29 protein-coding genes are annotated in these 25,760 nt (G+C 64.5%); 9 read left to right on the top strand and 20 right to left on the bottom strand.

Features of this window, described 5'->3' with window-relative positions:
- Positions 1-15: 15 nt before the first annotated feature.
- The 4 genes from CLU91_RS19060 to pdxR form a co-directional block, all read right to left on the bottom strand.
- A complete protein-coding gene (locus CLU91_RS19060) occupies positions 16-513 on the bottom strand; it encodes a rhodanese-like domain-containing protein (RefSeq protein WP_100875395.1) in 498 nt (165 codons plus the stop codon).
- Between the two features lie 214 nt (positions 514-727).
- Entirely contained in the window at positions 728-2,359 is a 1,632-nt protein-coding gene (gene mnmC, locus CLU91_RS19055; RefSeq protein WP_100875394.1) for an FAD-dependent 5-carboxymethylaminomethyl-2-thiouridine(34) oxidoreductase MnmC, read from the bottom strand.
- On the bottom strand, positions 2,359-2,922 hold the full coding sequence (locus tag CLU91_RS19050; protein ID WP_100876804.1) for a DNA-3-methyladenine glycosylase I: 564 nt from the start codon (positions 2,920-2,922) through the stop codon (positions 2,359-2,361). Before CLU91_RS19050 ends, mnmC begins: the two co-directional genes overlap by 1 nt.
- A 38-nt stretch (positions 2,923-2,960) precedes the next feature.
- Positions 2,961-4,442 (bottom strand): MocR-like pyridoxine biosynthesis transcription factor PdxR, encoded by a 1,482-nt coding sequence (gene pdxR, locus CLU91_RS19045; protein WP_100875393.1) that lies wholly within the window; start codon positions 4,440-4,442, stop codon positions 2,961-2,963.
- Between the two features lie 106 nt (positions 4,443-4,548).
- On the opposite strand from pdxR, the gene CLU91_RS19040 reads away from it, so the two are divergent.
- Both CLU91_RS19040 and CLU91_RS19035 read left to right on the top strand, forming a co-directional pair.
- Complete coding sequence (locus tag CLU91_RS19040; protein ID WP_100875392.1) at positions 4,549-5,010, top strand: OsmC family protein; 462 nt, start codon at positions 4,549-4,551, stop codon at positions 5,008-5,010.
- A complete protein-coding gene (locus CLU91_RS19035) occupies positions 5,011-5,658 on the top strand; it encodes an FMN-binding negative transcriptional regulator (protein ID WP_100875391.1) in 648 nt (215 codons plus the stop codon). It begins immediately after the preceding gene.
- Here CLU91_RS19035 and CLU91_RS19030 read toward each other — a convergent pair.
- The 4 genes from CLU91_RS19030 to CLU91_RS27935 form a co-directional block, all read right to left on the bottom strand.
- Entirely contained in the window at positions 5,642-6,595 is a 954-nt protein-coding gene (locus CLU91_RS19030) for an AEC family transporter (protein WP_100875390.1), read from the bottom strand. The two genes, CLU91_RS19035 and CLU91_RS19030, sit on opposite strands and share 17 nt — an antisense overlap.
- Positions 6,596-6,693: 98 nt before the next feature.
- Positions 6,694-7,131, bottom strand: a complete 438-nt coding sequence (locus CLU91_RS19025) for a CHRD domain-containing protein (RefSeq protein WP_100875389.1) — start codon at positions 7,129-7,131, stop codon at positions 6,694-6,696.
- A 155-nt stretch (positions 7,132-7,286) separates the two neighbouring features.
- Positions 7,287-7,844 carry a winged helix-turn-helix transcriptional regulator gene (locus tag CLU91_RS19020; RefSeq protein ID WP_100875388.1) on the bottom strand — a complete coding sequence of 186 codons (558 nt, stop codon included), beginning with the start codon at positions 7,842-7,844 and terminating at the stop codon, positions 7,287-7,289.
- 226 nt (positions 7,845-8,070) lie between these two features.
- The gene (locus tag CLU91_RS27935; RefSeq protein ID WP_157814733.1) at positions 8,071-8,232 is read right to left on the bottom strand and encodes a hypothetical protein; all 162 of its coding nucleotides are present in this window, start codon (positions 8,230-8,232) and stop codon (positions 8,071-8,073) included.
- 207 nt (positions 8,233-8,439) lie between these two features.
- On the opposite strand from CLU91_RS27935, the gene CLU91_RS28720 reads away from it, so the two are divergent.
- Positions 8,440-8,568, top strand: coding sequence for a hypothetical protein (locus tag CLU91_RS28720; RefSeq protein ID WP_257572286.1), 129 nt, complete (start codon positions 8,440-8,442; stop codon positions 8,566-8,568).
- A 12-nt stretch (positions 8,569-8,580) separates the two neighbouring features.
- Positions 8,581-9,387 (top strand): response regulator transcription factor, encoded by an 807-nt coding sequence (locus CLU91_RS19010; RefSeq protein WP_100875386.1) that lies wholly within the window; start codon positions 8,581-8,583, stop codon positions 9,385-9,387.
- A 2-nt stretch (positions 9,388-9,389) separates the two neighbouring features.
- On the opposite strand, the gene CLU91_RS19005 is transcribed toward CLU91_RS19010, so the two are convergent.
- Both CLU91_RS19005 and pnuC read right to left on the bottom strand, forming a co-directional pair.
- Positions 9,390-11,957 carry a TonB-dependent receptor gene (locus tag CLU91_RS19005; RefSeq protein ID WP_198521363.1) on the bottom strand — a complete coding sequence of 856 codons (2,568 nt, stop codon included), beginning with the start codon at positions 11,955-11,957 and terminating at the stop codon, positions 9,390-9,392.
- Positions 11,958-12,286: 329 nt separating this feature from the next.
- Complete coding sequence (pnuC, locus tag CLU91_RS19000) at positions 12,287-12,877, bottom strand: nicotinamide riboside transporter PnuC (protein ID WP_100875385.1); 591 nt, start codon at positions 12,875-12,877, stop codon at positions 12,287-12,289.
- 135 nt (positions 12,878-13,012) lie between these two features.
- Here pnuC and CLU91_RS18995 point away from each other — a divergent pair, with 135 nt between their 5' ends.
- Complete coding sequence (locus CLU91_RS18995; protein ID WP_100875384.1) at positions 13,013-13,774, top strand: substrate-binding periplasmic protein; 762 nt, start codon at positions 13,013-13,015, stop codon at positions 13,772-13,774.
- A 5-nt stretch (positions 13,775-13,779) separates the two neighbouring features.
- Here CLU91_RS18995 and CLU91_RS18990 read toward each other — a convergent pair whose 3' ends face one another.
- Positions 13,780-14,481: an isochorismatase family protein gene (locus CLU91_RS18990; protein WP_198521362.1), complete on the bottom strand. Its 702-nt coding sequence runs from the start codon at positions 14,479-14,481 to the stop codon at positions 13,780-13,782.
- Between the two features lie 65 nt (positions 14,482-14,546).
- A complete protein-coding gene (locus CLU91_RS18985; RefSeq protein ID WP_100875383.1) occupies positions 14,547-15,413 on the bottom strand; it encodes a pirin family protein in 867 nt (288 codons plus the stop codon).
- 118 nt (positions 15,414-15,531) lie between these two features.
- Between CLU91_RS18985 and CLU91_RS18980 the strand changes: the two genes are divergently transcribed.
- Both CLU91_RS18980 and CLU91_RS18975 read left to right on the top strand, forming a co-directional pair.
- Positions 15,532-16,437, top strand: coding sequence for a LysR family transcriptional regulator (locus tag CLU91_RS18980; protein ID WP_100875382.1), 906 nt, complete (start codon positions 15,532-15,534; stop codon positions 16,435-16,437).
- Positions 16,438-16,483: 46 nt separating this feature from the next.
- The gene (locus CLU91_RS18975) at positions 16,484-17,287 is read left to right on the top strand and encodes a metallophosphoesterase family protein (protein ID WP_100875381.1); all 804 of its coding nucleotides are present in this window, start codon (positions 16,484-16,486) and stop codon (positions 17,285-17,287) included.
- Between the two features lie 123 nt (positions 17,288-17,410).
- Here CLU91_RS18975 and bla read toward each other — a convergent pair whose 3' ends face one another.
- Positions 17,411-18,355: a subclass B3 metallo-beta-lactamase gene (bla, locus tag CLU91_RS18970; protein ID WP_100875380.1), complete on the bottom strand. Its 945-nt coding sequence runs from the start codon at positions 18,353-18,355 to the stop codon at positions 17,411-17,413.
- Between the two features lie 154 nt (positions 18,356-18,509).
- Between bla and CLU91_RS18965 the strand changes: the two genes are divergently transcribed.
- Positions 18,510-19,304: a metallophosphoesterase family protein gene (locus CLU91_RS18965; RefSeq protein WP_100875379.1), complete on the top strand. Its 795-nt coding sequence runs from the start codon at positions 18,510-18,512 to the stop codon at positions 19,302-19,304.
- Here the strand turns inward: CLU91_RS18965 and CLU91_RS18960 are convergent.
- Positions 19,271-19,828, bottom strand: a complete 558-nt coding sequence (locus CLU91_RS18960; RefSeq protein ID WP_100875378.1) for a dihydrofolate reductase family protein — start codon at positions 19,826-19,828, stop codon at positions 19,271-19,273. The genes CLU91_RS18965 and CLU91_RS18960 overlap by 34 nt on opposite strands.
- 41 nt (positions 19,829-19,869) lie before the next feature.
- Here CLU91_RS18960 and CLU91_RS18955 point away from each other — a divergent pair, with 41 nt between their 5' ends.
- Entirely contained in the window at positions 19,870-20,475 is a 606-nt protein-coding gene (locus tag CLU91_RS18955; protein WP_198521361.1) for a TetR/AcrR family transcriptional regulator, read from the top strand.
- Here the strand turns inward: CLU91_RS18955 and CLU91_RS18950 are convergent.
- The 6 genes from CLU91_RS18950 to CLU91_RS18925 all read right to left on the bottom strand — a co-directional run bounded on the left by CLU91_RS18950 (position 20,456) and on the right by CLU91_RS18925 (position 25,755).
- The gene (locus CLU91_RS18950) at positions 20,456-21,136 is read right to left on the bottom strand and encodes a type 1 glutamine amidotransferase domain-containing protein (protein ID WP_100875376.1); all 681 of its coding nucleotides are present in this window, start codon (positions 21,134-21,136) and stop codon (positions 20,456-20,458) included. The genes CLU91_RS18955 and CLU91_RS18950 overlap by 20 nt on opposite strands.
- Positions 21,137-21,170: 34 nt before the next feature.
- A complete protein-coding gene (locus tag CLU91_RS18945) occupies positions 21,171-22,334 on the bottom strand; it encodes an iron-containing alcohol dehydrogenase (RefSeq protein ID WP_100875375.1) in 1,164 nt (387 codons plus the stop codon).
- Between the two features lie 87 nt (positions 22,335-22,421).
- Positions 22,422-23,024: a TetR/AcrR family transcriptional regulator gene (locus CLU91_RS18940; protein WP_100875374.1), complete on the bottom strand. Its 603-nt coding sequence runs from the start codon at positions 23,022-23,024 to the stop codon at positions 22,422-22,424.
- A gap of 123 nt (positions 23,025-23,147) precedes the next feature.
- The gene (locus CLU91_RS18935; protein WP_100875373.1) at positions 23,148-23,927 is read right to left on the bottom strand and encodes an enoyl-CoA hydratase; all 780 of its coding nucleotides are present in this window, start codon (positions 23,925-23,927) and stop codon (positions 23,148-23,150) included.
- A 73-nt stretch (positions 23,928-24,000) separates the two neighbouring features.
- Complete coding sequence (locus tag CLU91_RS18930; protein ID WP_100875372.1) at positions 24,001-25,197, bottom strand: acetyl-CoA C-acyltransferase; 1,197 nt, start codon at positions 25,195-25,197, stop codon at positions 24,001-24,003.
- Positions 25,198-25,257: 60 nt separating this feature from the next.
- Positions 25,258-25,755 (bottom strand): PaaI family thioesterase, encoded by a 498-nt coding sequence (locus CLU91_RS18925; protein ID WP_232730797.1) that lies wholly within the window; start codon positions 25,753-25,755, stop codon positions 25,258-25,260.
- Positions 25,756-25,760 lie beyond the last annotated feature (5 nt).

The following is a 25,760-nucleotide window of genomic DNA, read 5'->3' as shown; positions in this document are numbered from 1 at the left end:
GCTCCGGGAAGAGATTTAATCTTGCAGCCAGGGCAGCGCATGCCAGCGCCAGCCACCGCTGTGGCCACGCTGCTGCTGCGCGTCGAGATCGCCCTCGAAGCCTTGCGCGATGTTGAAGACGTGCGTGAAACCGGCCTTGGCGGCCGCTTCGGCGGCCAGGGCCGAGCGCTTGCCGCTGCGGCACAGCAGCACCACGACGGCATCCTTGCCGCCCGCCTTCGCTTCCAGTTCGCGCGTAAAGCGGGGATTGCGGTGCATGGACGTGCCGGTCGCCCACGCCACGTGCAGCGAGGCGGGCACGTAGCCGACGAACGTGCGTTCTTCATGCGTGCGCACGTCAACCAGCACGGCTTTGCCAGCCTGCACCAGCTGCCATGCATCCTGCGCGCTGACGATGCCCGCATACGGCAAGCCCTGCGCCTGCGCCTGGCTGCGCGCGAGATGGAGCACTTCGTCAAAAGCCGCCTCGCCGTGGGCGGCGCGGGGATCGAAAATCAGTTCTGCAGCAGCCATCTTTCCACCTCTTTATTCCGTCGTCAAAAACCAGCACGAGTCCACTGTAGCGAACTTATGTTGTTCGGAAAACAAATTAAAAAGAGTTTGGAAAGCTGGAAAACGTATATGGGGTCAGTTCCTTCGGAATCGGAATATGCCCCATTGGGGCATATTCCCCCGCCGGGTCTGACCCCAGAACTTGTTTTGGGGGTAAATTAGAAAAAGACCAGAATCAATATGCTCTACGGCGCTCTCGTAATAAAAACCGCGCAGGATCCAACGCAGCGGCCAATTGACTCTCCAGCGGCAGCGGCTCCCCCTCCAGCTGGCACGCCAGCAGTTCGGCCGCCAGCGGGGCCCAGATCAGGCCGCGCGAGGCGTAACCGAGCAAGCCAAACAGGCCGGGCCAGCGCGGCACGTCGCGCAATCGCTCGCAGCGCCCTGGCACGCCGGGGTCGGGCAAGGCGCCCGCCAGCGGCAGGCGGTCCGGCGCCATGCAGCGAAAGCCCGTGCGCCCGGCCAGCGGCGCCTCGAACGGGGTCACGCCAAGGATGTCGGCGATCTTCGCGATATTGTCGTGCTGGCTATCCATGCGCAGGCTGCTGTCCGCATCGGCAGCATAGGTCGCGCCCACACACATGACGCCCTGGTATGCCGGCGTCATGTAGGCTTCGCGGCAGACGACGAACGGCAACGACGGCAGACTGCCTTCGGCCAGGTGCGTGACCTGGCCGCGCACGGCGTCCAGTGGCAGACCCGCCGCCTGTTCGAAATCGACGGCACCCGTGCCTGCCGCCAGGATGACGTTGGGCGCGGCCGCGATCAGGGCACCGTCCGCATCGCGCACCAGCCACTCCGCATCGCCACGCTCCAGGCGCAGGGCGCTGCTGGAAAAGCGCCGCGTGAGCAAGCCACCGCAGGCGTCCAGCATGGCCGCGCAGACGGAAGACGGACGTGCCCAGCCGCCCTGTGCGAACCACCAGGCGCCATCGGGCGCCGGCGCGCCCAGCATGGCGCTCGCCTCGGGCGCTTCCAGCCAGCGGGCGAATTCGCGCGGATACAGGCCGCTGGCGGCGATCTGCCGCTGCACCTGCGCATGCGCGCCGTCGCGCGCCAGGTGCAGCACGCCGCTTTGCGCGCCCTCGATGGCGGTGCCGATGCCGCCCAGGTCTTTCCAGCGGCGCAGCGAGTACAGATAGGCGGCGCGCGTCAGGCGCGTGGCGATGTTGTCGTCCTTCGACAGCAACGGCATGAAGATGCCGGCCAGGTTGCCCGACGCTGCGCTGGCCGGCTGCGCGTGGCGCTCGATCAGGGTCACCTTCCAGCCGCGCGCGGCCAGCCGTTCGCAGGCGGCCGCGCCGGCCACGCCCGCGCCGATGACGATGGCGCGCCGCTCGGGTACGGTGACGGCCGCGTACTCTGCGCGCCGCGCATAAAACACGGCGCGCAAGCGGCTTTCGTCGAAGACAAAACCAGTCTGTTGCAGCGCCGCACGCTGTGTCTCGTCCAGGTGCACCGCATGCAACTGGCCGCCATCGACCATCAGGCGCGCCAGCACCGCCATGGCGGCGGGCACCCAAGCCAGCAGCACTTCATCGACGCGCGCCGACAATTGCGCCAGGCAGGCATCGGGCTCGCCGATCAGTACATCGAGCGTGACGAGGCCGTCGTGCGAGACCATGCGGTGCAAGCCCGGCACGCAAAGCGGCCACTGTGCGCGCCACTGCTCGGGCAAGTGGCTGGCATCGACGGGACGCGGCGCCAGCGCGATGTAATGCAGGCGCCGCCCGCCATGCACCGTACAGGCTGCGCCAAAGCGGGCACCGTCAAAATCCGTGTCGAGCAGGACCAGCGCGCGGCGCATCAATGCCCCGCGCGGCAAAAGCAGGCCGGCGCATGGTCGTTGACCATGCCGATGCCCTGCATGTAGGCGTAGACGATGGTCGAGCCGACGAACTTGAAGCCCAGCTTGAGCAAGTCTTTCGACAATGTGTCGGACAAGGCCGTCTTGGCCGGGAATTCGCCCGGCTGCCAGCTGTTGACGATGGGCTGGCCATCGACATACGCCCACAAAAAGCTGTCCAGGGTCTGGCCTTGCGCGCGCAGGCGCAAATAGGCTTGCGCGTTCGTGATGGCGGCGGCCACCTTCAGGCGGTTGCGCACGATGCCGGGGTCCGCCAGCAGCTGCGCCACCTTGTCCGGGCCATACGCGGCGATCTTTTCCGCGTCCCAGTTGTCAAAGGCGGCGCGGTAAGTGTCGCGCTTATTCAGGATGGTTTCCCAGCTCAGGCCAGCCTGCGCGCCTTCCAGGTTCAGCATCTCGAACAGCCGGCGCTCGTCGTGGCAAGGCACGCCCCACTCCGTGTCGTGATAGTCGAGGTAGCGGGGATTGGCCGGGTTGGCCCAGGAGCAGCGGGTAATATTCATGGTCGTGTTCTTCATGTGCAGGCAAGTGCCAGTATAGTTTATCGGCCGCGCAGGATGCGTCCCAGTTCCAGCAAGCCGTGCGCCATCTCGTCCGGGGGAATCGCCGCAAAACCCAGCAACAGCCCGGGCGGCGTGGCGCAGGCGGCACCGGCGTCAGGGTCGGCATAGTGCCCCAGCGGGCGCAGTTCGATACCGCGTTCCAGCCCCGCGCGCGACACCGTTTCCTCATCGTGGCCGCCGCGAAAATACGCGCACAGTTCCAGGCCGCTGTCGGCCGGGCCGCACGCGAGCTGGTCGCCCAGTTCGCGCGCGATGCCGCGCACCAGCAGGTCGCGCCGCTCGGCATTGCTGTCGCGCGTGCGGCGGATATGCCGGCCAAAGTGGCCCTCGGCGATGAAGTCCGCCAGCGCCATCTGCGGCACAATGGCCGTGTGGCGGTCCATCACGGCCTTGGCCTGCACCAGCGCGTCGGCCAGCGCGGGCGGCGCCACCATGTAACCGAGGCGCAGGCCGGGGAACAGCACTTTTGACAGGGTACCCACGTACACCACGCAGCCATCGCGGTCCAGGCTTTGCAGGGACGCCAGCGGCGCGCCCGTGTAGCGGTATTCGCTGTCGTAATCGTCCTCCACCAGCCACGCTTTATTGTGCGCGGCCCAGGCCAGCAAGGCCAGGCGGCGCGGTAAACTCATGCTCACGCCCAGCGGCATCTGGTGCGACGGCGTCACATAGGCCAGCTTCGCCTGCGGACAGTGCGCCACGCCATACGCCACGTCCAGCCCCTGCGCATCGACGGGAACGGGAAAGACGCGCGCGCCGGCCGCGCGCAAGGGGCCGCTGGCGCCCCGGTAGCCGGGCGACTCCATCCAGGCAGAGTCGCCCGGTGCCAGCAAAATAGTCGAGAGCAGGAACAGCGCCTGCTGCGAACCGGAGGTGATGACGATCTGCTGCGGCGTGCACAGGACGCCGCGCGACGCTTTCAAATACACGCACAGCAGCTCGCGCAGCGGCAGGTAGCCGGCCGGATCGCTGTAGCCGAAATGGTGGTCGGGCCGGCGCCAGCGCCGCGCTTCCAGGCGGTTCCACACGTCGAACGGAAAATGGTCGATGCGCGGCATGCCGACGCGGAAAGCGCGCAGCGGCCCCCGGTGGAACGCCACCTGGCGCATGGCCGCCACCACGCCCTGCCCGCGCGCAGACAGGGGGCGCAGCAAGCCGGGCGCCGCAGCAGGGACAGGCGCCAGCAGCGGAACGTCGCGACTGACAAAGGTGCCGCGCCCCACGGCGCCATCGAGATAGCCTTCCGCCGTCAACAGCGCATACGCATTGAGCACCGTCTGGCGCGACACGGCCAGCAGACGACAAAATTCGCGCGTGGGCGGCAGCTGCACGCCGGGACTCATGCGGCCATCGAGGATGGCGGCCTTGATGGCCGCATACAGCTGGCGAAACAGCGGCTCGCTGGCGCCGCGCTGCAGCGGCAAGGCGGCGATGATCTGGTGCAAATGGGAAGCTGGCATGGCGGCACTCTTGAATTGGTAGCTTCAAGATATCACTTATTGGCTGTTTTAAATAGCCAAAACTGGCGCTAAGATGACGCATCCCTCTTACTCCCGTGGAGCACCCATGCATCAGTTTTTCGCCACCGTGGCCTGGCAGCGCGACGGCCAGGATTTCGCCGGCCAGCGCTACAGCCGCGGCCATGAATGGCAATTCGACGGCGGCCTGACGGTACCCGCCTCGTCGTCGCCCCTGTCCGTGCCGCTGCCCATGTCGGTGGAAGCAAATATCGATCCGGAAGAAGCGCTGGTGGCGGCCACGTCGAGCTGCCACATGCTGTTCTTCCTGTCGCTGGCAGCGCAGCGCGGTGTCGTCATCGACGACTACCGCGACGACGCCGTCGGCGAGCTGGGGAAAAATGCGCAAGGCCGCCTGGCCATGACGCGCATCGTGCTGCGCCCGCGCATCGCGTTTGCGGGAACGCCGCCCTCGCCCGAGGCGCTGGCGGCCCTGCACCACGACGCGCATGAACGCTGCTACATCGCCAATTCGCTGACGGCCGACGTGGTCGTGGAAGGCGTCGCCTAGATGTACACGCCCGCCACCTTCCGCGAAGAGCGCCTCGACGTGCTGCATGGCCTGATCGACGCGCATCCGCTGGGCGCGCTGGTGCGCCAGAGCGCCGATGGCCTGTGCGCCGACCATTTGCCATTCGAGATCGCCGCACCCACGGCTGACGCCCCATTCGGCATCCTGCGCGCCCATGTGGCGCGCGCCAACCCGCTGTGGCGCGCCGCAGGTGCCGACTGCATGGTGATCTTCCAGGGACCGCACGCCTACATCACGCCCGCCTGGTATGCGGAAAAGCAGCGCAGCGGCAAGGAAGTACCCACCTTCAACTACGCGGTGGTGCACGCGCACGGCCCCCTGCGCGCCATCGACGACGCGGCATGGCTGCTGGGATTGGTGGAGCGGCTGACGGCGCGCCATGAGGCAGAGCAAGCCGCGCCGTGGCGGGTGAGCGATGCGCCGGCCGGCTATATCGAGAAACTCCTGAAAGCCATCGTCGGCATCGAAATCCCGCTCACGCGCCTCACGGGAAAATGGAAGCTGGGGCAGAACCGCACGCAGAAAGATCAGGCCACGATGGCGCGCGAACTGACCGCCGGCACCCAGCCCGGCGCGGCGCAGGCGCTGGGCGCGCTGATCGCCGCCAACGTCACGCCAGCCAGCTGACGGCCGCCGAAAACGTCAAAAACGACAGCGCCGTCGACACCAGGATAATGCGGGCGATGCGCGCCGTGTTCGCCCCGAAGCGTTCCGACAGCAGCGAGACGTTGCTGGCGCTGGGCAGGCAAGCGACCAGCACCATGCAGGTCAGCGCGAACGGATCGAGCGGCGCGCCCAGCGCGATGGCCGCGTGGCCGATGCCCCATACCAGCAGCGGATGCAGCAGCAGTTTTTTCAGCGCCACGGGTACATATTCTTTCATCGGCGCCGGGTCGCTGGTGCTCATCTGCGAACGGGCCAGCACGGCGCCGATGGTAAACAGGGCGACCGGCGAGGCAGCGTCGGCCAGCAGGCCCACCGTCTGCATCAATGGCTTGGGCAAGGCCAGTGCCAGCCACGACGCCAAGGCACCGAGCACGATCGCCCATGGCATGGGGTTGCCCGCCATGCCCTTCATGGCGTTGACGACGGCCGTGCGGCTGCCGTGCGCGCCGCCGCTGCCGATGCGCGACAGGGCGATGCACAGCGAGCTGGTAATGAGCAAGTCGACGACGATGGTGACGATGACGGGACCCGAGGAACGGGGCCCGAGCAAGGTCAATAGCAGGGGCACGCCCATGAAACCCGTGTTCGGGAAGGCCGCCACCAGCGCGCCGAAGGCGGCGTTGTTCCAGTCGATGCGGTGGCTCAGCGTCATGGCCATGGTGACGCCCACCATGATCAGCGCGCATAGCAGGTAGACGCCGAACACGCTGGCGTCGAGCAGCTGCGCGATGGGCGTGGCGGCGCCGAAGCGGTACAGCATGCACGGCAGCGCGAAGTACAGGACAAAACTGTTCAAGCCGCCGATGGCGGCCAGCGGCAGCAGCGCGCGCCGCACGGCCAGGTAGCCGCACAGCACCAGGGCGAAGAACGGAAAGGTGATGGCGAGGATGGTCAGCATGGAGCACCATTGTAGCGCGCCCCGTGCAGCATCCCCCAGGCGCAAAAAAAGGCCGCTCGCGCGGCCCAAGGAGGTTTCGGGAAAACGCCGATGGCCGGCTATGGCTTGAGCTGGGCGCGGATCTCGCCGGCCGGGTAGGCTGCGCTGTGCACGTTCACGTACAGGTTGCCGGCCTGGTAGCTCGCATGCTGGGACGGCGTGAGCAGGGTGCCGGCCGGTACGGCAAACATGCCTTCGGCCGTTTTCACCAGCGGCACGATGACGGGGCCGTTGGCGCCCGCTGGCGCTTCATGGATATGCGCGATGGTCGCCAGCATGTCCGTGTAGCGCACGCCGCCGCTGACACTGCGGTCGTGGGCGACGCGGATGCTGCTGTTGCCGCTGGCCGTGCTGGTATTGGCCGGCACTTCCTGCGCGCCCGTCAAGGTGACGTCATGGCCGCCCGGGTGGTGCGGGCCGTGGGAACAGGCACCGAGCAAGGTGGCCAGCGCCAGCACGCTGGCGGCGCGGCGTACGTGTTGTTGCAATGTGTTCATCGCAGATCTCCTTCAACGGACAGCGGATCACGGAAGGCGCCCGGTCCGCATACGCGGGCCTGCGCCGCACTGGTGTTGCATATTGCGACGGTAAGGCTATACCGCCGTGCCCGCTTTGCTGTGCGCCAAACTTCCTGCTCGCCTGCCGTCGCGCCTCAGGCCAGATGCCCTTCCGCCACCCAGCCCCGGTTGGCTGGCGCTGGCTTCGGTTTGGGTGCGATGCCGCTGCTTTTTTCCGCATCGAGGATGATGCTGCGCATGCTGTCGCTGGCGGCCGGCCCCGGCGCGAACGCGTAGTACTCATCATTGATGGGCAAGCCCGTCATGGCGTCGACCAGCACGGGATCGGCAGCCAGGCCCGTGTCGCGGCTGGCGATGACGAGGCTGGCGCCTTCCGGGGCGAAGTTTTCATTACCCCAGGCAATAAACGCCAGCAAGACGGGCTTGAAGGCGCGCCCGGACTTGGTCAGCACATAGTCGTAGCGGGGCGGCTTGGCGCAGTACAGGCGGCGCGTCATCAAGCCGCCTTCCACCAGGTCGGCCAGGCGGCGCGTCAGGATGGTAGGGGCGATCTTGAGACTTTTTTCAAATTCGTCGAAGCGCGTCTTGCCATAAAACGCTTCGCGCAGGATGAGGATGCTCCACCATTCGCCCACCTTGCCCAGGCTGCGGGCAATCGGGCAAGGCAAATTATTAAAGTTGGTATGTTTCATGACCATCTCCTCACATTGATTCAACACAACAATCGAAAAAATCTCAGTTGCAACACGAAAACATCAGTACGATCAACTACAAAGTCAGCCACGCCTTCCGCTGCGGGTCCGATATTCATCAAGCGGCCCGGCTCATCGTCACGGCTGACCTCATCGATGAACACGCGCCAGGTGTTTTCCTGCGCGACGGGCCCAGCCTCGGCACGGACAAGGCGGATGTTGAGCGTCAGGAATACAGGTATCGGGCGCTGGTGCCGCTCAGGTAGCGCGTGGTGCAGGTCACACTCACGCTCGCATTGACGTTCAGATGCACGGCCGCGTCGGCGCCACGCGGCAGCAGTGCCGTGCTGGCGGCAACGATAAGGTGGGGGGAAATGACTCGCAACATGCTACCTCCTGATGATCGAACATCATTAATGAGCCCGTCAATATGAGGGACGTCGAGGATAGTCACGGTATTGCCGGCGTTTTTTGGGGCACGCAAACCAGGACAACAAAATATCAGCGCCGAGAGCCAGGAACCTGAGGGCGTCGGTTTTTTTGCCGCATTTACAAAACAGATTTTTTAACAATCGACATTGCTTTAAGTCAATGCATGGGTGAATTATTAGCGATCTGGGAAATCGCCGCTTCTTCTGGCGGAGAAACCTCTTTTGAAACACGAGAAAAGCAGAAAAAAAAGAAAAAGCGAGGCATAATAAGCCACAACTTGCTTTTTGGTTAAGTCATCCATGCCATGCCATTGACCAGCGAAACCGTCAAAAAAAACATCCTGATCGTGGACGATTCCGCGTTCGAGCAGCGCATGCTGATGGAGCTGCTCAGCGAGCAGCCCTACCGTTTCAGCATCGCGTTCAACGGCTACCAGGGCTACCAGCTGGCATTGGCCACGTTACCCGACCTGATACTGCTCGATGTGCGCATGCCCGAGATGGATGGCTACACGGCATGCCGATTGCTCAAGGCCAATCCTGCAACGGAGCAGATACCCGTCATCTTTCTCAGCGGCGCCGATGCCGCCAAGGAACGCATCATGGGCTTGCAGGTGGGCGGTGTCGACTACATTTCGAAGCCGTTCACGCCGGAAGAACTGGCCGCGCGCATTCATATCCACCTGGGATTGATGCGCAAAAGCAACAGCACCTTACCCATCGCGGTCCCGGTCAGCGAGCGCCAGCAGCATCCCGACCTGGTGTTCGTCAATGCCGTCAAACAGCTCATTCTCGACAACCTGGGCAGCCTGCCCAACCTGTCCGACATCGCCCGCAGCGTGGGCACCTACCGCGAAAAGCTGACCCTGATGTTCCGTGAACAAACGGGCATGACGGTGTTTGCCTTCATCCGCGAAGCGCGCATCGCCCGCGGCGTGGCATTGCTGCAGCAGACAGACATCGACGTGCAGGATATCGCCCTGCTGATCGGCTTTCACAATGCGGGCAACTTCGCCACCGCCTTCCGTGAGCGCATGGGCGTGACGCCCAGCGCCTACCGCCAGCGCCTGCAGGAGCAGACGGGCCAGCGGCAGGCGGCGGGCGGACACTAACGCTAGAACTTGTAGTTCAGCTTTAGCGACGCAAAGCGTCCGCGCGGGTCGCTCTGGGTAAAATCGAAGCCCGAGGCGGAGTAATCCCACGGCGCGCGCTTGTTGGCCAGGTTTTGCACGATGAAGGTGACGTTCGCCTTCGGTGTCACCTGCCAGCTGGTCGTCACGTCGAAGGTGCTGAAGGCGGCCACCGATTCGTCGAGGTGCTGTTGTTGCGCATAGCTGCCCACATAGTTCCAGGTCAGGGTGGACGACCATTTGCCCTGCTCCCACGTGGCCGAGGTGACGCCGCGCCATTTCGGGATGGAGCCGAAATAATTGGTGCCGGCGCCGTTCGTCAGCGGCGCGCCATCGGACAGCGGCTCGGCAAAGCGCAGCACGCGGCTCAACTGGCCGGCCAGGGTCAGCTTGCCCCAGTCCTGGTCGACGAAGCGCTGGCGCAGGTCGAGATCGATGCCCGACACGTCGCGCTGGCCCTGGTTGCGGAACTGGCGGTACAGGGTCGTGATGCGGCCATCGGCGCCGCGCGTGACCTTTTCCGGCGACGTCAATTCATTGTCCAGGGTGGTGGTGGCGCTTTCCGTGCCGATCACGCCTTCCTGCCGGATGCGGTAATAATCGAGGCCGATGCTCGAGCTGCTGGTGGGCGAGACCACCACGCCCAGATTCAGGTTTTTCGAGCGCTCGGGGCGCAGCGCCGGATTGGCGATGGTGATGACCGTCACGCCGCGCGACAGCGTCGGCGTCAACGGGTCGCGCGGATCGATCACGCCGGTATAGCTAACGGCCGTGCTGTCGGTGATTTCCGGCAGCGACGGTGCACGGAAAGCGCGCGAGACGGTGCCGCGCAACAGCAGCCATGGCGCCGCCTGGTAGCGGGCGCTGGCTTTGGGTGAAAATGCATTGCCAAAGTCGCTGTAATGGTCGGCGCGTCCCGCCACGTTGACGGACAGGTTTTTCACCACGGGTACATTGAATTCGGCGAACAGCGCCGAGACACTGCGCGAACCCTCGATGATGTTGAGCGCCGGACGCAGTTCCGTGCCCGACAGCACGGCGGTCGAGGTTTGCGAATCCATCTTTTCGCGGCGCCATTGAAAGCCGGCGGCAAAGCCCAGCGGGCCCGCCGGCAGGTTCCAGATATCCTTGGCCGCCGAGAAGTCGAGCGTGTCGAGCGTCGATTCGGCCGGGCGCAGGGTCGACAGGCGCAGGCGGTTGCGCACCGCTTCGCTGTTTTGCGATGGGTCAAAGAAGTTGTAACTGCCATCGGCCAGCACTTTCTGGAATTCATAGCGGTTGACGAAATTCTGCACCGTTTCCTCCAGCTTGCTGCTGGAATGGGCCACGGCCGTATCCCAGTCCCAGCCCGCCAAAGTGCCTTTGACTCCCGCCAGGGCGCGATAGAACGTCACCTTGTCCTGCTTCAGGCGCGGCCCCAGGTCGAACAGGGTGGCCGTGAACGGCAGGGGCGTTGCGCCCGGATTGTTCGGATGGCCCACGGGCAGCACCACGGGAATCGTGTCGAGCCGCTTGGTGCCGTTGTTCCACGCGCGCAGCGAGCTGCTTACCGTCAATGGCGCGCTGAAGGTCTGGTCGGCGCGCGAATAGCTGTGCAGCAGGTCGACGTAGGCTTCCGTGTCCGCGTTCAGTTTCACGGTGCCGCGCAGCGAGGAGTGGATGCGATGGATGCCGGGGATCAGGGTTTCATAGGGCGACGGATTATAGGCCAGCACCTGCCCCGCGCCGTCCGGATTGATGGCGCTGTACGGCACCAGCTGCAGCGGCCCGCGCGCGCCGCCCAGGGTTTGCGTGGGATCGGCGCCCGCGTAATTCGTCACGTTCCAGCCCAGGCTGCCACGCTGCTGCTTGCGGAAATCCGCATCGCGCAGCCACGCCACGTCGCTTTGCTGCAGCTTGTCGCGCTGCTGCGCATCGACCGAGAAGACCACGCTGTAGCCATCTTCCCCGAGCTTGCCGAACCCCGTTTGCAGCGCCGCGCTCTTTTCATGCTGGCCCGTGCCTTGCGTCGAGCCGCCCCATTGCGCCGTGATGTCCGTGCCCGTGAATTCCTTGTACAGGATGATGTTGACCACGCCGGCGACGGCATCGGAGCCATACACGGACGAGGCGCCATCCTTGAGCACTTCGATACGCTGCACGGCCGCCATCGGCAAGCTGTTCAGGTCAACGAAGGTCTGCTGCAAATCCTGCGCCGTGGCATAGCTGGCCACGCGGCGGCCATTCACCAGGATCAGGGTGTTTTGCTGGCCGATGCCGCGCAGCGACAGGCCCGAAGTGCCGGCCGAGAAACTGCCCGTATATTGTTCGTTGTAGCTGTTGCCGCTGTTGGCGGAGATGGCGCGCAGCACATCCGACACGCTGGTCTTGCCGCTGGCTTTCAACTCCTTGGCCGTGATGACCTGCACCGCGCTGGCGCCCTCCTTTTCGCTGACGCGGATATTCGAGCCGGTGACGTTGACCCGCAGCATGTCCTCTTCGGCGTGGGCAAGGATGGGAAAAGCGGGAAAGGCGGCGGCGATGGCGAGACTGATGGCGAGTGGTTTGAACATGGTTTCCTCTTATTGGGATTGAGCCTTTTTCAGATAAAAAAGGCCGAGCAGGGGCACGCGGACCGGGTGGGCCTGCGGGCAAAACAACGACGGGGGTATGAAGGAATTACGGGATGCGTGGACGGGCACGCACCGGCATCGACTGGGCCATGCATTGCATGGCCAGCTGGTGCGGGGCGGCATAAAAACAGGCAGAAAGGCTAAAGCGCAACATAAAAGACACCGGTAAGCGGGGAAAGGCCACTATATCCCGGTGTCTTTATGGCGTGAACGAATTAAAAATTGATTGTATATACGATTTGAATCTAAGGACTGGGCGTTTGGCTATGTCAGGCGTCAGCCATCGTTTCCGGCGGGGCCGCCGCGCGGCGTGCCTGCACGCCCCACCAGTACCAGGAAATCACGGCATTGACCCAGTAAGCCGCGTACAGCACGGCCGTCAGGTGCAGGCCGCGGCTGTAATAGAGGGGCACGGCGACGGTATTGACCAGCAGCCAGAAGGCCCAGGTTTCGATGCGCCGGTTCATCAGCAGGAATTGCGCGATGATGCTAAATACCAACACTGCCGAATCGATGAAGGGCGCGTAGGCATTCGTGAAGCGGTGCAGCAGCATGCCGTAGATCGCCACGGAGGCGATGCCGGCAGGCACCACCCAGGCCAGGCTGCGCCAGCCCGTGCGCGTGATCGGCAAGGGCTTGCCGCCGGCGCCGCGCCGCCATTGCAGCCAGCCGATGACGCAAGTGACGATGAAAAACAGCTGCAGCAGCACGTCGGCGTACAGGTTGACCTGGAAAAACAGCACGGCAAACAGCACGCAGCCGACGATGCCGATCCACCAGGAATGAATATTATTGCGTCCAGCCAGGATGATGGAAGCAGTCATCAAGACATTGGCGGCGATCTCGAGCGGGGGAGTCAAGCGGATTTCCTTTGGATGAAGATAGCCGCCACTATAGCCCATTTGATATCGGTAACCGGCCATGCACTGCTTGACTTCCGTGGCCATTCTGGCAAATTGCTAAGCACTACACTTGAACCACTGCGGAGATGTTCCATGCGCTTGCGCCACGTGCTGCTTGCGGCAACGCTGCTCGGCAACATCCTGCCCGCCCAGGCCTGCCGCATGACGATGGCGCTGGAACAGTGGCCGCCGTATCTCTACCGCGATGCCCAGGGCCACTATACGGGCCTGGACCTGGAGCTGCTGCGCGCCATTTTCAAGGAAGCGCACTGCACCTTGCTGACCGCGCCGGAACTGCCCACGGCGCGGCGCCAGTTGCTGTTCCAGAAAGGGGGGCTGGACCTGATGCCCGCCGCGTCCGAGACGCCGGAACGCCATTCCTATGCCCGTTTTTCCATTTCGTATCGCGATGAAGCCGTGGGCGTCTTCAGCAAATCCGGCTCGCCCCACAACCACCAGCAAATCGCCAGCTTCGCGCAGCTGGTGCGCGGCAAGTCGACCTTGCTGGCGCCCAAAGTGGGCTGGTATGGCGCGCAGTATGCGGCGGCCCGGCCGGCGCTGGAAAAGGCCGGCCGGCTGAATGCCTTCGGCAGCTTCCGGCAGGGTATCCTCATGCTCGACGCGGGCCGCGCCGATCTGCTGCTGGGCGACGTGCTGGCCGTGCGCCATGAAGCGCGCCTGCAGGGCGTCGCCTTGAACACCCTGCCCTTCCTGGTCCTGCGCGCTCCCGTGCATCTGATGCTCAATGCGCGCACGACCAGCGCCGCCGACCTGGCGCGCCTGGACGCCGCCATCACGCACCTGGAACAGCATGGCGTGCTGGCGGCGATACGCGCCCGCTACGACGCGCCGTAAAGTGATCAGCCCTTGCTGGCCGCTTCCAGAATTTCCAGCTTGGTTTCGCGGCCATTCTTTTGCACGCCCTGCGCCTTGTCGTAGCTTTCAATCAGCGCGCGGTATGGCGGCACGATATGGTCCGTCATGATGGCGGCAAATTCCATCGCATCGGCGCGGTTCCAGGTGCTCATCACTTCAGCCAGCACGGCATACGTATCGATCGGCACGGCGCCCGCTTGCGTGACGCGCGCCATGGTGATGTCGGTGGCCATCTTCGACCAGTTGCCCGAGGCGTCGATGATGGCAAACACCTTGTAGCCGGCCGCCAGCGCGCTGATGGTGGGAAAGGCCATGCACACGCTGGTGAGCGTGCCGGCGATCAGCAGGGTCTTGCGTCCCGTCTTTTCGATGGCCTCGACCCAGGCCGGATTGTCCCAGGCATTGATCTGGCCCGTGCGCGGGATGTAGACGGCTTCCGGGTTGAAATGGTGGATTTCCGGGATCAAGGGACCGTTCGGGCCGTCGGGCACGGAAGCGGTGGTAAAAGTCGGCATGTTCGCCAGGCGCGACAGCTTGGCCAGCGCCGTGACGTGGCCGCGCAGCACGTGCTGCTCGATGTCGCGCACCAGCTGGAACAAGCCGCTCTGGTGGTCGATCAACAGCATGACGGCGTCGTCGGGATCGATCATCGGTGGCAAACCTTGGAAGTTGGCGGGGGTGCTCATGGTGGTCTCCTGAAAAACCGTGCCGCGGGATGCGGCACGGGTATTACACAAATTCGCTACACAAATTATTTTGCGATACGGGCGAAGCGGCCGCTGTTGAAATCCTCGAACGCCTGCGCGATTTCCGCTTCGGTATTCATGACGAAGGGGCCATGACCGACGATGGGTTCCTCGATCGGCTCGCCACTGAGCAGCAGTACCACGGCATCGCTGTTCGCCTCGACGGTGATGCTGTCGCCATCGCGCTCGAACAGCGCCATCTGCGCTTCGCGCACCACGCTCTCGCCATTGACCAGCACCGTGCCATGCAGGACGATCAGCGCCGTGCTCCAGCCTCGGGTCACGGGCAACTCCGTCAGATTGCCCTGCGCCAGGCGCACGTCCCACACCTGCATCGGCGAGAACGTGCGGGCCGGGCCATGCAGGCCAGCGAAGTCGCCGGCGATCACGCGCACGGAACCTGCATCGTCGGGCAGCGCCACGGTGGGTATCGTGTCGCTGGTGATGGCCTGGTAGCCGGGCGCCGTCATCTTGTTTTTCGCCGGCAGGTTCACCCACAGCTGCACCATTTCCAGGGTGCCGCCCGACTGCGTGAAGGCAGGCGAGTGGAACTCTTCATGCAAGATGCCGGCGCCGGCCGTCATCCACTGCACGTCGCCGGGGCCGATCACGCCGCCCTGGCCCGTCGAATCGCGGTGCGCCACTTCGCCCTTGTAGACGATGGTCACCGTTTCAAAACCGCGGTGCGGGTGCGAACCGACGCCGGGCGGACGCGTGCCGGGCGCAAATTCGGCAGGGCCGGCATAGTCGAGCAGCAGGAAGGGGCTCAGCTGCTTGCCATGGCCGTTATACGAAAACATCGAGCGCACGGGGAAACCGTCGCCTACCCAGTGCTGGCGCGGTGCGCTGTAGATACCTGTGACTGTGTTCATCTCGATCTCCTGTGGGGTGTGCATGACGATGGAGACAGAATAGACCTGCAACGATGAAGGCGGTAGACGGTAAAATCAGCCATCAGTGTTCCAAAAATAGAACGATCAAGGAGGCGGCATGCAGGACCTGAATGACTTGTATTACTTTGTGCAGGTGGTCGACCATGGCGGCTTCGCGCCGGCCGGGCGGGCGCTGGGCATGCCGAAATCCAAACTCAGCCGACGCATCGCGCTGCTGGAAGAGCGCCTCGGCGCGCGCCTGCTGCAGCGCACGACGCGGCATTTTTCCGTCACCGACGTGGGCCAGACGTTTTACGAGCATTGCAAGGCGATGCTGGTGGAAGCGGAGGCGGCGCAGGAAGCGATCGAGCTGACGCGGGCCGCGCCGCGCGGCACGGTGCGCCTGTCCTGCCCCATCGCCCTGCTGCACTCGCTGGTCGCGCCCATGCTGGCCGGCTTCATGCGCGCGCATCCGCAAGTGACCCTGCTGCTCGAAGCGAGCAACCGCCGCGTCGACCTGGTGGCCGAAGGCATCGACGTGGCCATCCGCGTGCGTCCGCCGCCGCTGCCCGACAGCGACCTGGTGCTGCGCGTGCTGGCCGAGCGCAGCCAGTGCATGGTGGGCAGCCCGCTGCTGTTCGGCGACGCCGCCAGGCCAGCCGCGCCGGCCGACCTGGCCGACTGGCCCAGCCTGGCCTTGGGCATGCCGCAACAGCACTACCAGTGGGATTTGCACGGCCCCGATGGCGCGCGCGCCCAGCTGCGCCATACGCCGCGCTTCGTCACGGGCGACATGCTGACCCTGCGCGACGCGGCCGTGGCCGGCGTGGGCGTGGTGCAGCTGCCGACCATGATGATCACCGAACAGGTGGCCAATGGCAGCCTGCTGCCGCTGATGGCGCAGTGGCGGCCGCAGCGCGAAATCATCCACGCCGTGTTCCCGTCGCGGCGCGGCCTGCTGCCGGCCGTGCGCGCGCTGCTCGACTACCTGGCGCACAGCTTCGCCACGCTGCCGGAAGAGTGAAGGTTTTCAGGTACGATGGTGCTCTTTCAACAGGCGTGAAAACAGCATGCGTTTATTGATACTGTCGGACCTGCACCACGAGCTATGGCGCGACGAAGCGCCGCAGGGCGACCTCGCGCTCAGCTGCCCCGACGCCGTGATCCTGGCCGGCGACATCGACACGGGCGCGCGCGCCGTCGCCTGGGCCGCCGCCGCATTCGCGGGCCTGCCGGTGCTGTACGTGCACGGCAACCACGAAGGCTATGGCCACCACCTCGACAAGGTGCGCCAGGAGCTGCGCGCGGTCTGCGCCGCCACGGACAACGTGCATTTTCTCGACGCCGATTCCCACATCATCACCGACCAGGCCGGCAACGCCGTGCGCTTCCTGGGCGCCACCCTGTGGACGGATTTCCGCCTGCTGGGCGACGACACGCGGCAAGCGGCCATGCACGACGCGCAAGCCATCATGAACGACTACAAGCGCATCCGCCTGGCCAGCATGGGTTTTCGCAAGCTGCGCGCGGCCGATACGGCCATGTTCCACGCGCAGCAAAAAGCCTGGCTGGCGCGCGAACTGGCGCAACCGTTCGATGGGCGCACCGTCGTCATCAGCCACATGGCGCCGTCGCAGCTGTCGGTCGACGCTGCCTACGGCAGCGAGGCGTCTTCGCCCGCCTATGCCTCGCGCCTGGACGAGCTGGTCGCGCAGGCGGACCTGTGGGTGCATGGCCACATCCACGCCTCGCGCGATTACCGCATCGGCCCCTGCCGCGTCGTCAGCAACCCGTGCGGCTACAGGACGCGCAGCGGCACGCCGCAAAATCCCGCTTTTGATCCGAACTTCATCGTCGAACTGCCGGCTCGCTAATCGTCCGGTTTGAGCCGCCCCGCCAGCAATTGTTGCAAGCGGTGCTTGCCGGCCGCCACCAGCGGGTTGCGCGGCTTGGGCGTGGCTTTCACTTTGATTTTCATGGCGCATGCGCCAACGTTGTTAATTTGTCGCAGCCGCTTTTTCTTTCGCGATGCGGGCATCGAGCTTGGCTTCATTCTTGGCCGCGTAGCTGCTGCACGCCTGCGCATCGATGAAGGGATTCGGCGTGACGCCTTCGAGCAATTGCGTCAGCTTGCGGTCACCGCCCGAGTGGTCGGGGTGGGCCGAGATCAGGATGTCGCACGGCAGTCTGGCGAAGTCCTGCATCACGCGGCGGAAGGCCGGCGTCAGGTCCGCATGGCGTTCATCGCCCAGGTAGTGAAAATCGTCGGCCGCCACCGGCGTGAGGCTGGCGCCGAACACCACGTTCAGGCAATCCTGACGCTCTGCATCCTCGCACGAGACCCAGGTCCAGCTGGTGCTGCCCGGCGTATGGCCCGGCGTGTAGCGCGCCGTGATGGTCAAGTCGCCCAGTTGCAGGGTTTCGCCATCGGCGATCTCGCGCACGTTTTCCACGGCCGGCATGGGATCGATTTCGCCCGCTTGCGGGTCCATCGCGAGCACCGAACCCGCGCGCAGCGCCTGTGCACCGAGCGGGCTGGCGACCACTTGCGCGCCACTGTCGCGGGCCAGTGCGGCAATGCCGCCCGAATGGTCGAAATGCGCTTCCGTATTCAGGATGAACTTGATGTCTTCCAGGCGAAAGCCCAGCTCGAGGATGTGTTCCTTGATGGCGGCCACCGATTGCGGCAGCGCGCCGTCGATCAGGATCAAGCCCTCGCGCGTATCGATCAGCACCACGCTCAAGCCGCCCACGCCCACGTAATACGTGTCGCCGTGGATGCGCGCCGGCTGCTGCGGTCGGTTCCATTGCGCCGCATACGGCGAGGCGATCGGCTGCGTCAGGGGATCGACGGCGGGCGTGGCGCCATGCGCGGCAAATGGCAGCGCCATGGCGGCCAGCGCGATGCTGAGCAGAGTCTTGGGTAAGTAGAAAGGCGGCATGCGGCTCCAGGAATGAGTGTGCGGTAATCGATGCCACAGGGTAACGTCGCTACCCTCGCGCGGTCAAGCAGTGGGGCGCGCTTGCCGTCCATCCCGCCAATTGCGCTACGATAGAGGCCCATCCACTGCCGCGCGCCTTGCCGCGCCCACTGCCATGCGTTTGCTGATCCTGTCCGACCTGCACCTGGAAGTCTGGGGTGACGACACGCCCGCCATCGACCTTGCCGCCAGCCGCCCCGACGTGGTGATCCTGGCCGGCGACATCGCTACGGGCAACCATGCCATCGCCTGGGCCGCGCGCACCTTCGGCGCCCTGCCCGTGCTGTACGTGCATGGCAATCACGAGGGCTATGGGCACCAGCTCGAACACATGCAGGATGCCGTGCGCGACGCCTGCGCCAGCGCCAATGCACAGGGCGCCAACATCGGCCTGCTCGACGGCGACGCCGTGGTCTTGAACGGCGTGCGCTTCCTCGGCATCACGCTGTGGACGGATTTTCTGCTGTTCGGCTCCGACAGGTACGAGGAAGCCTTGAACGCGGCGCAAGCCTACATGCCAGACTACAAGCGCATCAGCACGGGCGGCGACGCGCCGCGCCTCTTGTGCGCGAGCGACACGGCGCAGCTGCACGCGCGGCACAAGACCTGGCTAGCCGAGCAGCTGGCACAACCGTTCGATGGCAAGACGGTCGTCATCACGCACATGGCGCCATCGATGCAGTCGGTGGAAGAGCAATACGCGACCAATCTCGGTTCGCCCGCCTTCGCCTCGCAGCTCGATGAACTGGTGGCGCAGGCGGACCTGTGGGTGCATGGTCACATGCACGCCTCGCTCGACTACCAGATAGGCGAGTGCCGCGTCGTGTGCAACCCCTGCGGCTACAAGCGGCCCGATGGCACGCCGGAAAACGAGCGCTACGATTCCGGCTTCATCGTCAGCCTGGTTTGATTTTTTCGATAGCGCAGCTGCACCACGCCGCTGGGCAACTGGCGCGTGCCGTCCAGGCGCCAGTCGCTGCGCGGCAAGCCGTCCTCGAACAGGCGCACGCCCTTGCCCAGCACCACGGGCAGCACGGACAAGGTCAGGCTGTCGATGACGCCCTCGCGCAAAGCGGCGCGGATCACGGCGCCGCCATCGAGATACACGTGGCGGCAACCCTCGGCGGCCAGACCTGCCAATACTTCCCGCACGCCGCCTTCGCGGCGCTGCTCGCCATGGCGCGGCGCGAAGTCGTGGTGGCTCAATACCACCACGCGCTTGCCCGCATATGGCCACGGCTCGAACCCCAGCACGGCGTCATACGTGGTGCGCCCGATCAGCAGGGTATCAACGTGCTCCATCAAGGCCGTATAGCCGGTGGCGTCGGGCGAGTCGGGCGCCAGTTCTGCCAGCCAGGACAGGTCGCCGTTTTCTCCGGCGATGCAGCCGTCAAGGCTGATGCCGAGAAAAACGCTGACAGAAATTTTTTGCATGGACGCTCTTTCAATTAATTCTACGGTGTAGAATTATGCCCATGAAACCGCAAAAACTTCAAGCGATTGAAAATCCCGTGCGCCGAGCCGGGCGTCCGCGCCGCGCCGCGCCCGCACTGGACGGCGCCAGCATTCTGCACGCTGCCCTGGCCCTGCTGGAAGAACAAGGCGATGCGTTTTCCATGCGCGCGCTGGCGCAACGCCTCGGCGTCGATGCCATGGCCGTGTATCACTACTACGCGGGAAAAGAGGAATTATTGCTGGCCTTGATGGCGCAGCGTTTTGCCGCGCTCGATCCGCGCCAGCCGCCATTTACGCAACGCCAGGGGCCACAGCGCCGCCTGCTCGCGCTGTGCGCGCTGTACCTGGAACTGGTCGGCGCCACGCCGTATTTCGTGCGCCTGATGGCGCGCGGGCTGGTGGAACAAGCCGACGTGGCCGAGCGGTTCACGGCGCTGTTCGAGCTGGCCGTGGAGGACCTTGAGCAGGACAAGAAAACCCGGCTGCGCGGGCGCGATGCGCTCGTCGATTTCCTGCACGGCTATGCGCTGGCGGGCAGACCGGCGACCGAGACGCACTGGCACGCCTCGGTCAGCCTGATCCTGGCGGGCATGACCGCCGGACGCGCTACCGGGCCAGCAGCTTGAGCAACGCCTGCGCGGCCGCTTCCGACGATGCGGGATTCTGGCCCGTGACCAGCAAGCCATCGGTGACGGCGTACGGCTGCCAGTCGCCCAGCTTGGAGTAGACGCCGCCGTTTTGCTTGAGCATGTCCTCGACCAGGAAAGGCACGATGGCCGTCAAGCCGACGGCGTCTTCCTCGGTATTCGTAAAGCCCGTCACCTGTTTGCCGCGCACCAGCGGCGTGCCGTCAGCTGCCTTCACGTGGCGCAGCACGCCCGGTGCGTGGCAAACGGCGGCGACGGGCTTGCCGGCCGCGATCATCTGTTCGATCAGCGCGATCGAATGCGCGTCTTCGGCCAGATCCCACAGCGGGCCGTGGCCGCCCGGGTAAAACACGGCGTCAAAGTCGGCCGCCTTCACGTCGGCCAGCTTGCCCGTGTTGGCCAGCACGGCTTGCGCTTCGGCGTCTTGCTTGAAGCGGCGCGTGGCGTCCGTTTGCGAATCGGGTTCATCGCTTTTCGGGTCCAGCGGTGGCTGGCCGCCGTTGGGCGACACCACCGTCAGCCTGGCGCCCGCTTCCTGCAAGGCATAGTAGGGAGCGGCGAATTCTTCCAGCCAGAAACCGGTTTTCTTGCCGGTGTTACCCAGTTGATCGTGCGAGGTCAGTACCATCAGGATGTTCATGTTGTTTCCTTTTCAGTGAGCTTGCGGGGTGGGACTACAGTGCTGCTTCGAGAATGCGGCGGCTGCGCGCAAGGTCGATATCGCGGTGTTCGCCGAGCGAGGTCATACCATGTGCTTCCAATTGCGTCAGTACCGCTTCCACCGCTTCCTGACCCAGCTGATAGGCCGACAAACGGGTCGGGATGCCCAGACCTTCAAAGAAGGCGCGCGTGCTGGCGATGGCGGCATCGATGCGCTCGTCGTCGCTGCCTTCCGTGATGTTCCACACACGTTCGCCAAATTGCAGCAATTTGCCGCGTTTCTGTTCGCGCTGCACGTCCAGCAGCGCGGGCAGCACCAGGGCCAGGGTGCGTGCATGGTCGATGTCGTACAGGGCCGTCAGTTCGTGGCCGATCATGTGGGTGGCCCAGTCCTGCGGCACGCCGGCGCCGATCAGGCCATTCAGGGCCAGGGTGGCCGTCCACATCAGGTTGGCCCGGGTGGCGTAATCGTCGGGCGCGGCGATTGCCTGCGGCGCGATCTCGACCAGGGTTTGCAGCAAGCCTTCGGCAAAGCGGTCCTGCACCATCGCCTGTACAGGATAGGTCAGATACTGTTCCGTGGTGTGGACAAAGGCGTCGACCAGGCCATTGGCCACCTGCGTGGCCGGCAAAGTAAAGGTCTTGCTGGGGTCGAGCACGGAAAACTGCGGGTACAGCAGCGGATTGCGGAAACTCAGCTTGTCATGTGTGGCTTTTTTCGTCACCACGCCGCCGCTGTTCATTTCCGATCCCGTGGCCGGCAAGGTCAGCACCGTGCCGAACGGCAGGGCTTGACGTACATTGGCGCCACCGCGCTCGGCGATTTCCCACGGCTCGCCATCGTACAGGGCGGCGGCGGCGACGAACTTGGTGCCGTCAATCACGGAGCCGCCACCGACGGCCAGCAGGAAGTCCAGCTTTTCGCTGCGCACCTGCGCCACGGCACGCATCAGGGTTTCATAGCTGGGATTGGGTTCGATGCCGCCAAACTCCTGCACCGTGCGCTGGCCCAGCGCAAGCGCAGCTCGCACTTCGGCCAGGGTGCCCGTCTTTTCCGCGCTGGCGCCGCCGTACAAGATCAGCACGCGCGCATCGTGCGGCACCAGCGTGGACAATTTGGCGACGGTATCAAGACCGAACACGATCTTGGTCGGGTTATGGAATTCAAAATTCTTCATGCTGCTGCTCCTATATTATTAGACTGGTCGTCTAGAATGCAATTCAAAAAAACGCGGACGTCTGTCATCCGCGTACTTGACACTCGCTTACTGGTCCGGCGGCAGCTGCAACATGGCCAGGGTCGCACGCCACGCCGTTTGCAAGGCGCTGGCGTCGCGCCGCAGCTTGGTCAGCATGGCCGCGCCCAGCCACAGCTGGTACAAGGTGGCGGCCATCTGCGCCGGGTCGGCTACCGATGGCAGGGTATCGTCCACCCTGCCCCGCGCGATGGCCAGGGCCAGCCTGGCGATGATGCGGTGGGTGCCATCGAGCAGCGCCACGCGCATCGGTTCCGACATGTCCGCCACTTCGCTGCTGAGCTTGACCACCAGGCAGCGGCAGTCGCAAGCGCTGCCATCGAGGCTTGCGCTGGTCCAGCTGGCCCAATACGCCATCAGCGCCTGCGCCGCGCTCTTGCCGGGCTGGCCCAGCACGAACTCCATTTCATCCAGATAGCCGGTGACGTAATCTTCCAGCATCGCCTCGCCAAACAATTCCTTGGACTTGAAGTAATGGTAGAACGAGCCCTTGGGCACGTCGGCGGCCGACAAAATCTCGTTCAGCCCCACGCCGGCAAAGCCTTTGCGCGTGATGATGGCCTTGCCCTGGTCGATAATGTGCTGGCGCACGTCGGTGTATTCAGCTTTCATGCGAGGCATTGTAGCACAATTAGACCAGTCGTCTAGATCAAGCAAGCCACAAAGGCAAGTTCTGGGGTCGGACCCTGAGGGTCCGACCCCGGCAGTGCCGCATTTGGGTTTGCTTCTTGGAACTTATGCAAACTTCTTGAAGTCCGGCTTGCGTTTTTCAAAGAAGGCCGTAAACGCTTCCTTCGCTTCGGCGCCGCCCAGCATGGCGCTGAACAGTGTGTTTTCGTCGGCGATGGCGGCCTTCATCGGCTCCATGCGGCTTTGCTTCATCAGGCGCTTGGTGGCGCGGATCGAGGCCGCTGGCAGGGCCACCAGCTTGGCAGCCTGGCCTTGCGCGTACGTCATCAAGTCGTACAGGGGCACGACTTTCGATACCAGGCCCATTTCCAGCGCTTCGCTGGCCGGGAAGGACTCTCCCAGCATCAGCTTTTCCGCCGCGCGCGGGTATCCTGCCAGTTGCGTGAGCAGCAGGCTGGAGCCGAATTCCGGGCACAGGCCCAGCTGCGTGAACGGCATCGAGAAACTGGCGTTGTCGGCCGCGTAGACGAGGTCGCAGTGCATCAGCAGGGTCGTGCCGATGCCGATGGCCGGGCCGGAAACAGCCGCCACCACGGGCTTGCTGCTGCCGTACAGGGCGCGCATGAACTGGAACACGGGACGGTCATGGTCGAGCGAGCCATCCTTCGGGCGCGCCGTCTTCATGAAATCATCGAGGTCGTTGCCGGCCGTGAAAATCTCGCGCTTGCCGCAGATCAGGATGGCGCGTACCGCATCGTCCGTCTCGGCCGCCACCAGCGCATCGGCCAGGGTCTGGTACATGGCGCCCGTGATCGCATTCTTGCGTTCCAGGCGGTTGAATTCCAGGGTCAGAATGCCCTCGCTCTTGCTACACAAAATATCCATGTCGTCTCCAAAAAGATAAAGGGCGCCGGGGTAATCCCGCAGCGCCCTGTTGTATTGCTTTAGCCCGCCAAACTTATACGCGCTCGAAGATGCCTGCCGCGCCCATGCCTGCGCCCACGCACATCGTGACCATGCCGTACTTCTGCTTGGTGCGCTGCAGTGCGTGGATCACGGTGGCGGCGCGGATGGCGCCGGTCGCGCCCAGCGGGTGGCCCAGGGCGATCGCGCCGCCCATCGGATTGACCTTCGATGGATCCAGGCCCAGGTCGCCGATGACGGCCAGGGCTTGCGCGGCAAACGCTTCGTTCAGCTCGATCCAGTCCAGCTGGTCTTGCGTGATGCCGGCGGCGGCGCACGCTGCGGGAATGGCGAATTTCGGGCCGATGCCCATGATTTCCGGCGGCACGCCGCGCACGGCGAACGACGAGAATTTCGCCAGCGGGGTCAGGTTATGCTCGCGCAGGATTTTTTCGCTGACGATCAGCAGCGCGCCGGCGCCGTCGGACATCTGCGAGCTGTTGGCGGCCGTGACGGTGCCCTTGGCGGCAAACACGGGTTTGAGTTTGCCCAGCGATTCCATCGACGAATCGGCGCGCGCGCCTTCATCCGTGTCGACCGTGCGGCGCGATACGTCCACCTGGCCGGTAGCCAGGTTCGGCGTGCGCGTGATGATTTCGACGGGCGTCGTTTCGGCCTTGAAGAAACCGGCTTGCTGCGCGGCGATGGCGCGGCGGTGCGATTCAACGGAGAACGCGTCCTGCTGTTCGCGCGACACTTTCCATTGCTGCGCCACTTTTTCGGCCGTCAGGCCCATGCCGTAAGCCATGCCGATGTTTTCATCGCTGAACATGTCCAGGTTCATCGATGGGTGGTGGCCCATCATCGGCACCATCGACATCGATTCGATGCCGCCGGCGATCATCACGTCGGCTTCGCCCACGCGGATGCGGTCGGCCGCCATGGCAATCGCCGTGATGCCCGACGCGCAGTAACGGTTGACGGTGACGCCGCCCACGGTTTTCGGCAAGCCGGCCAGCAGCACCGAGTTACGCGCAATGTTGAAACCTTGTTCCGCTTCCGGGAACGAGCAGCCGATGATGGCGTCGGTGATCAGGGCCGGGTCGAGGCCAGGCGCTTGCGCCAGGGCCGATTGCAGCACGCGCACCAGCAGGTCGTCCGGGCGGGTGTTTCTGAACATGCCGCGCGGCGCCTTGCCGATCGGGGTGCGGGTTGCAGAGACGATGTAGGCGTCTTGAAGTTGTTTGCTCATTTTATGCTTTCAAAGATGTTGAACGAGGTTCGTGTTCTGTCGAATGTCCGGGATGCTGGCCTATCGCTTCTGCGACAAATACCAGTCCACCGTCACCTGTGCCGCCAGCGTGCCTTCGGAGTCGAAAATATCGACTGCCACGGGAAACGCCACCTTGCCGTCCTGTGCCAGCTGTGCCTTCAAGGCAGCCAAATCGCCCGGTACCCGGCCTTCGGCGCGCGTCGCGCCCCGGGCCACCTTCTGGTACTGAATGCGCGACTCCTTGGCCACCGGGCGCAAGCCCAGTATCAGCTCGGCGAAGCCGCCAGCCATGGCCGCGCCGGAAGCCGTTTCGGCCAGGGTAAACAAGGCGCCCGCATGCTGCGTGCCCAGGTGATTATTCAGTTTTGGATCTTCCGGCATCGACACCTTCGAGGTGCCGGCGCCGATGTCGTCGATGCTGATCCCCAGCAGCCGCACGAAGGGCAAGGTGTCCATCATCTGTTGTTTGATACGGTCATACACCATGCTTGGCCTCACGCGCAGCAGTACTTTAAAAACAAGTGACAGGATCGTCATCGACG

Source organism: Janthinobacterium sp. 64 (assembly GCF_002813325.1).
GTDB lineage: Bacteria > Pseudomonadota > Gammaproteobacteria > Burkholderiales > Burkholderiaceae_D > Janthinobacterium.
The sequence above is the reverse complement of the archived record's forward strand: the minus strand, read 5'-3'. Positions and strand labels throughout refer to the sequence as shown.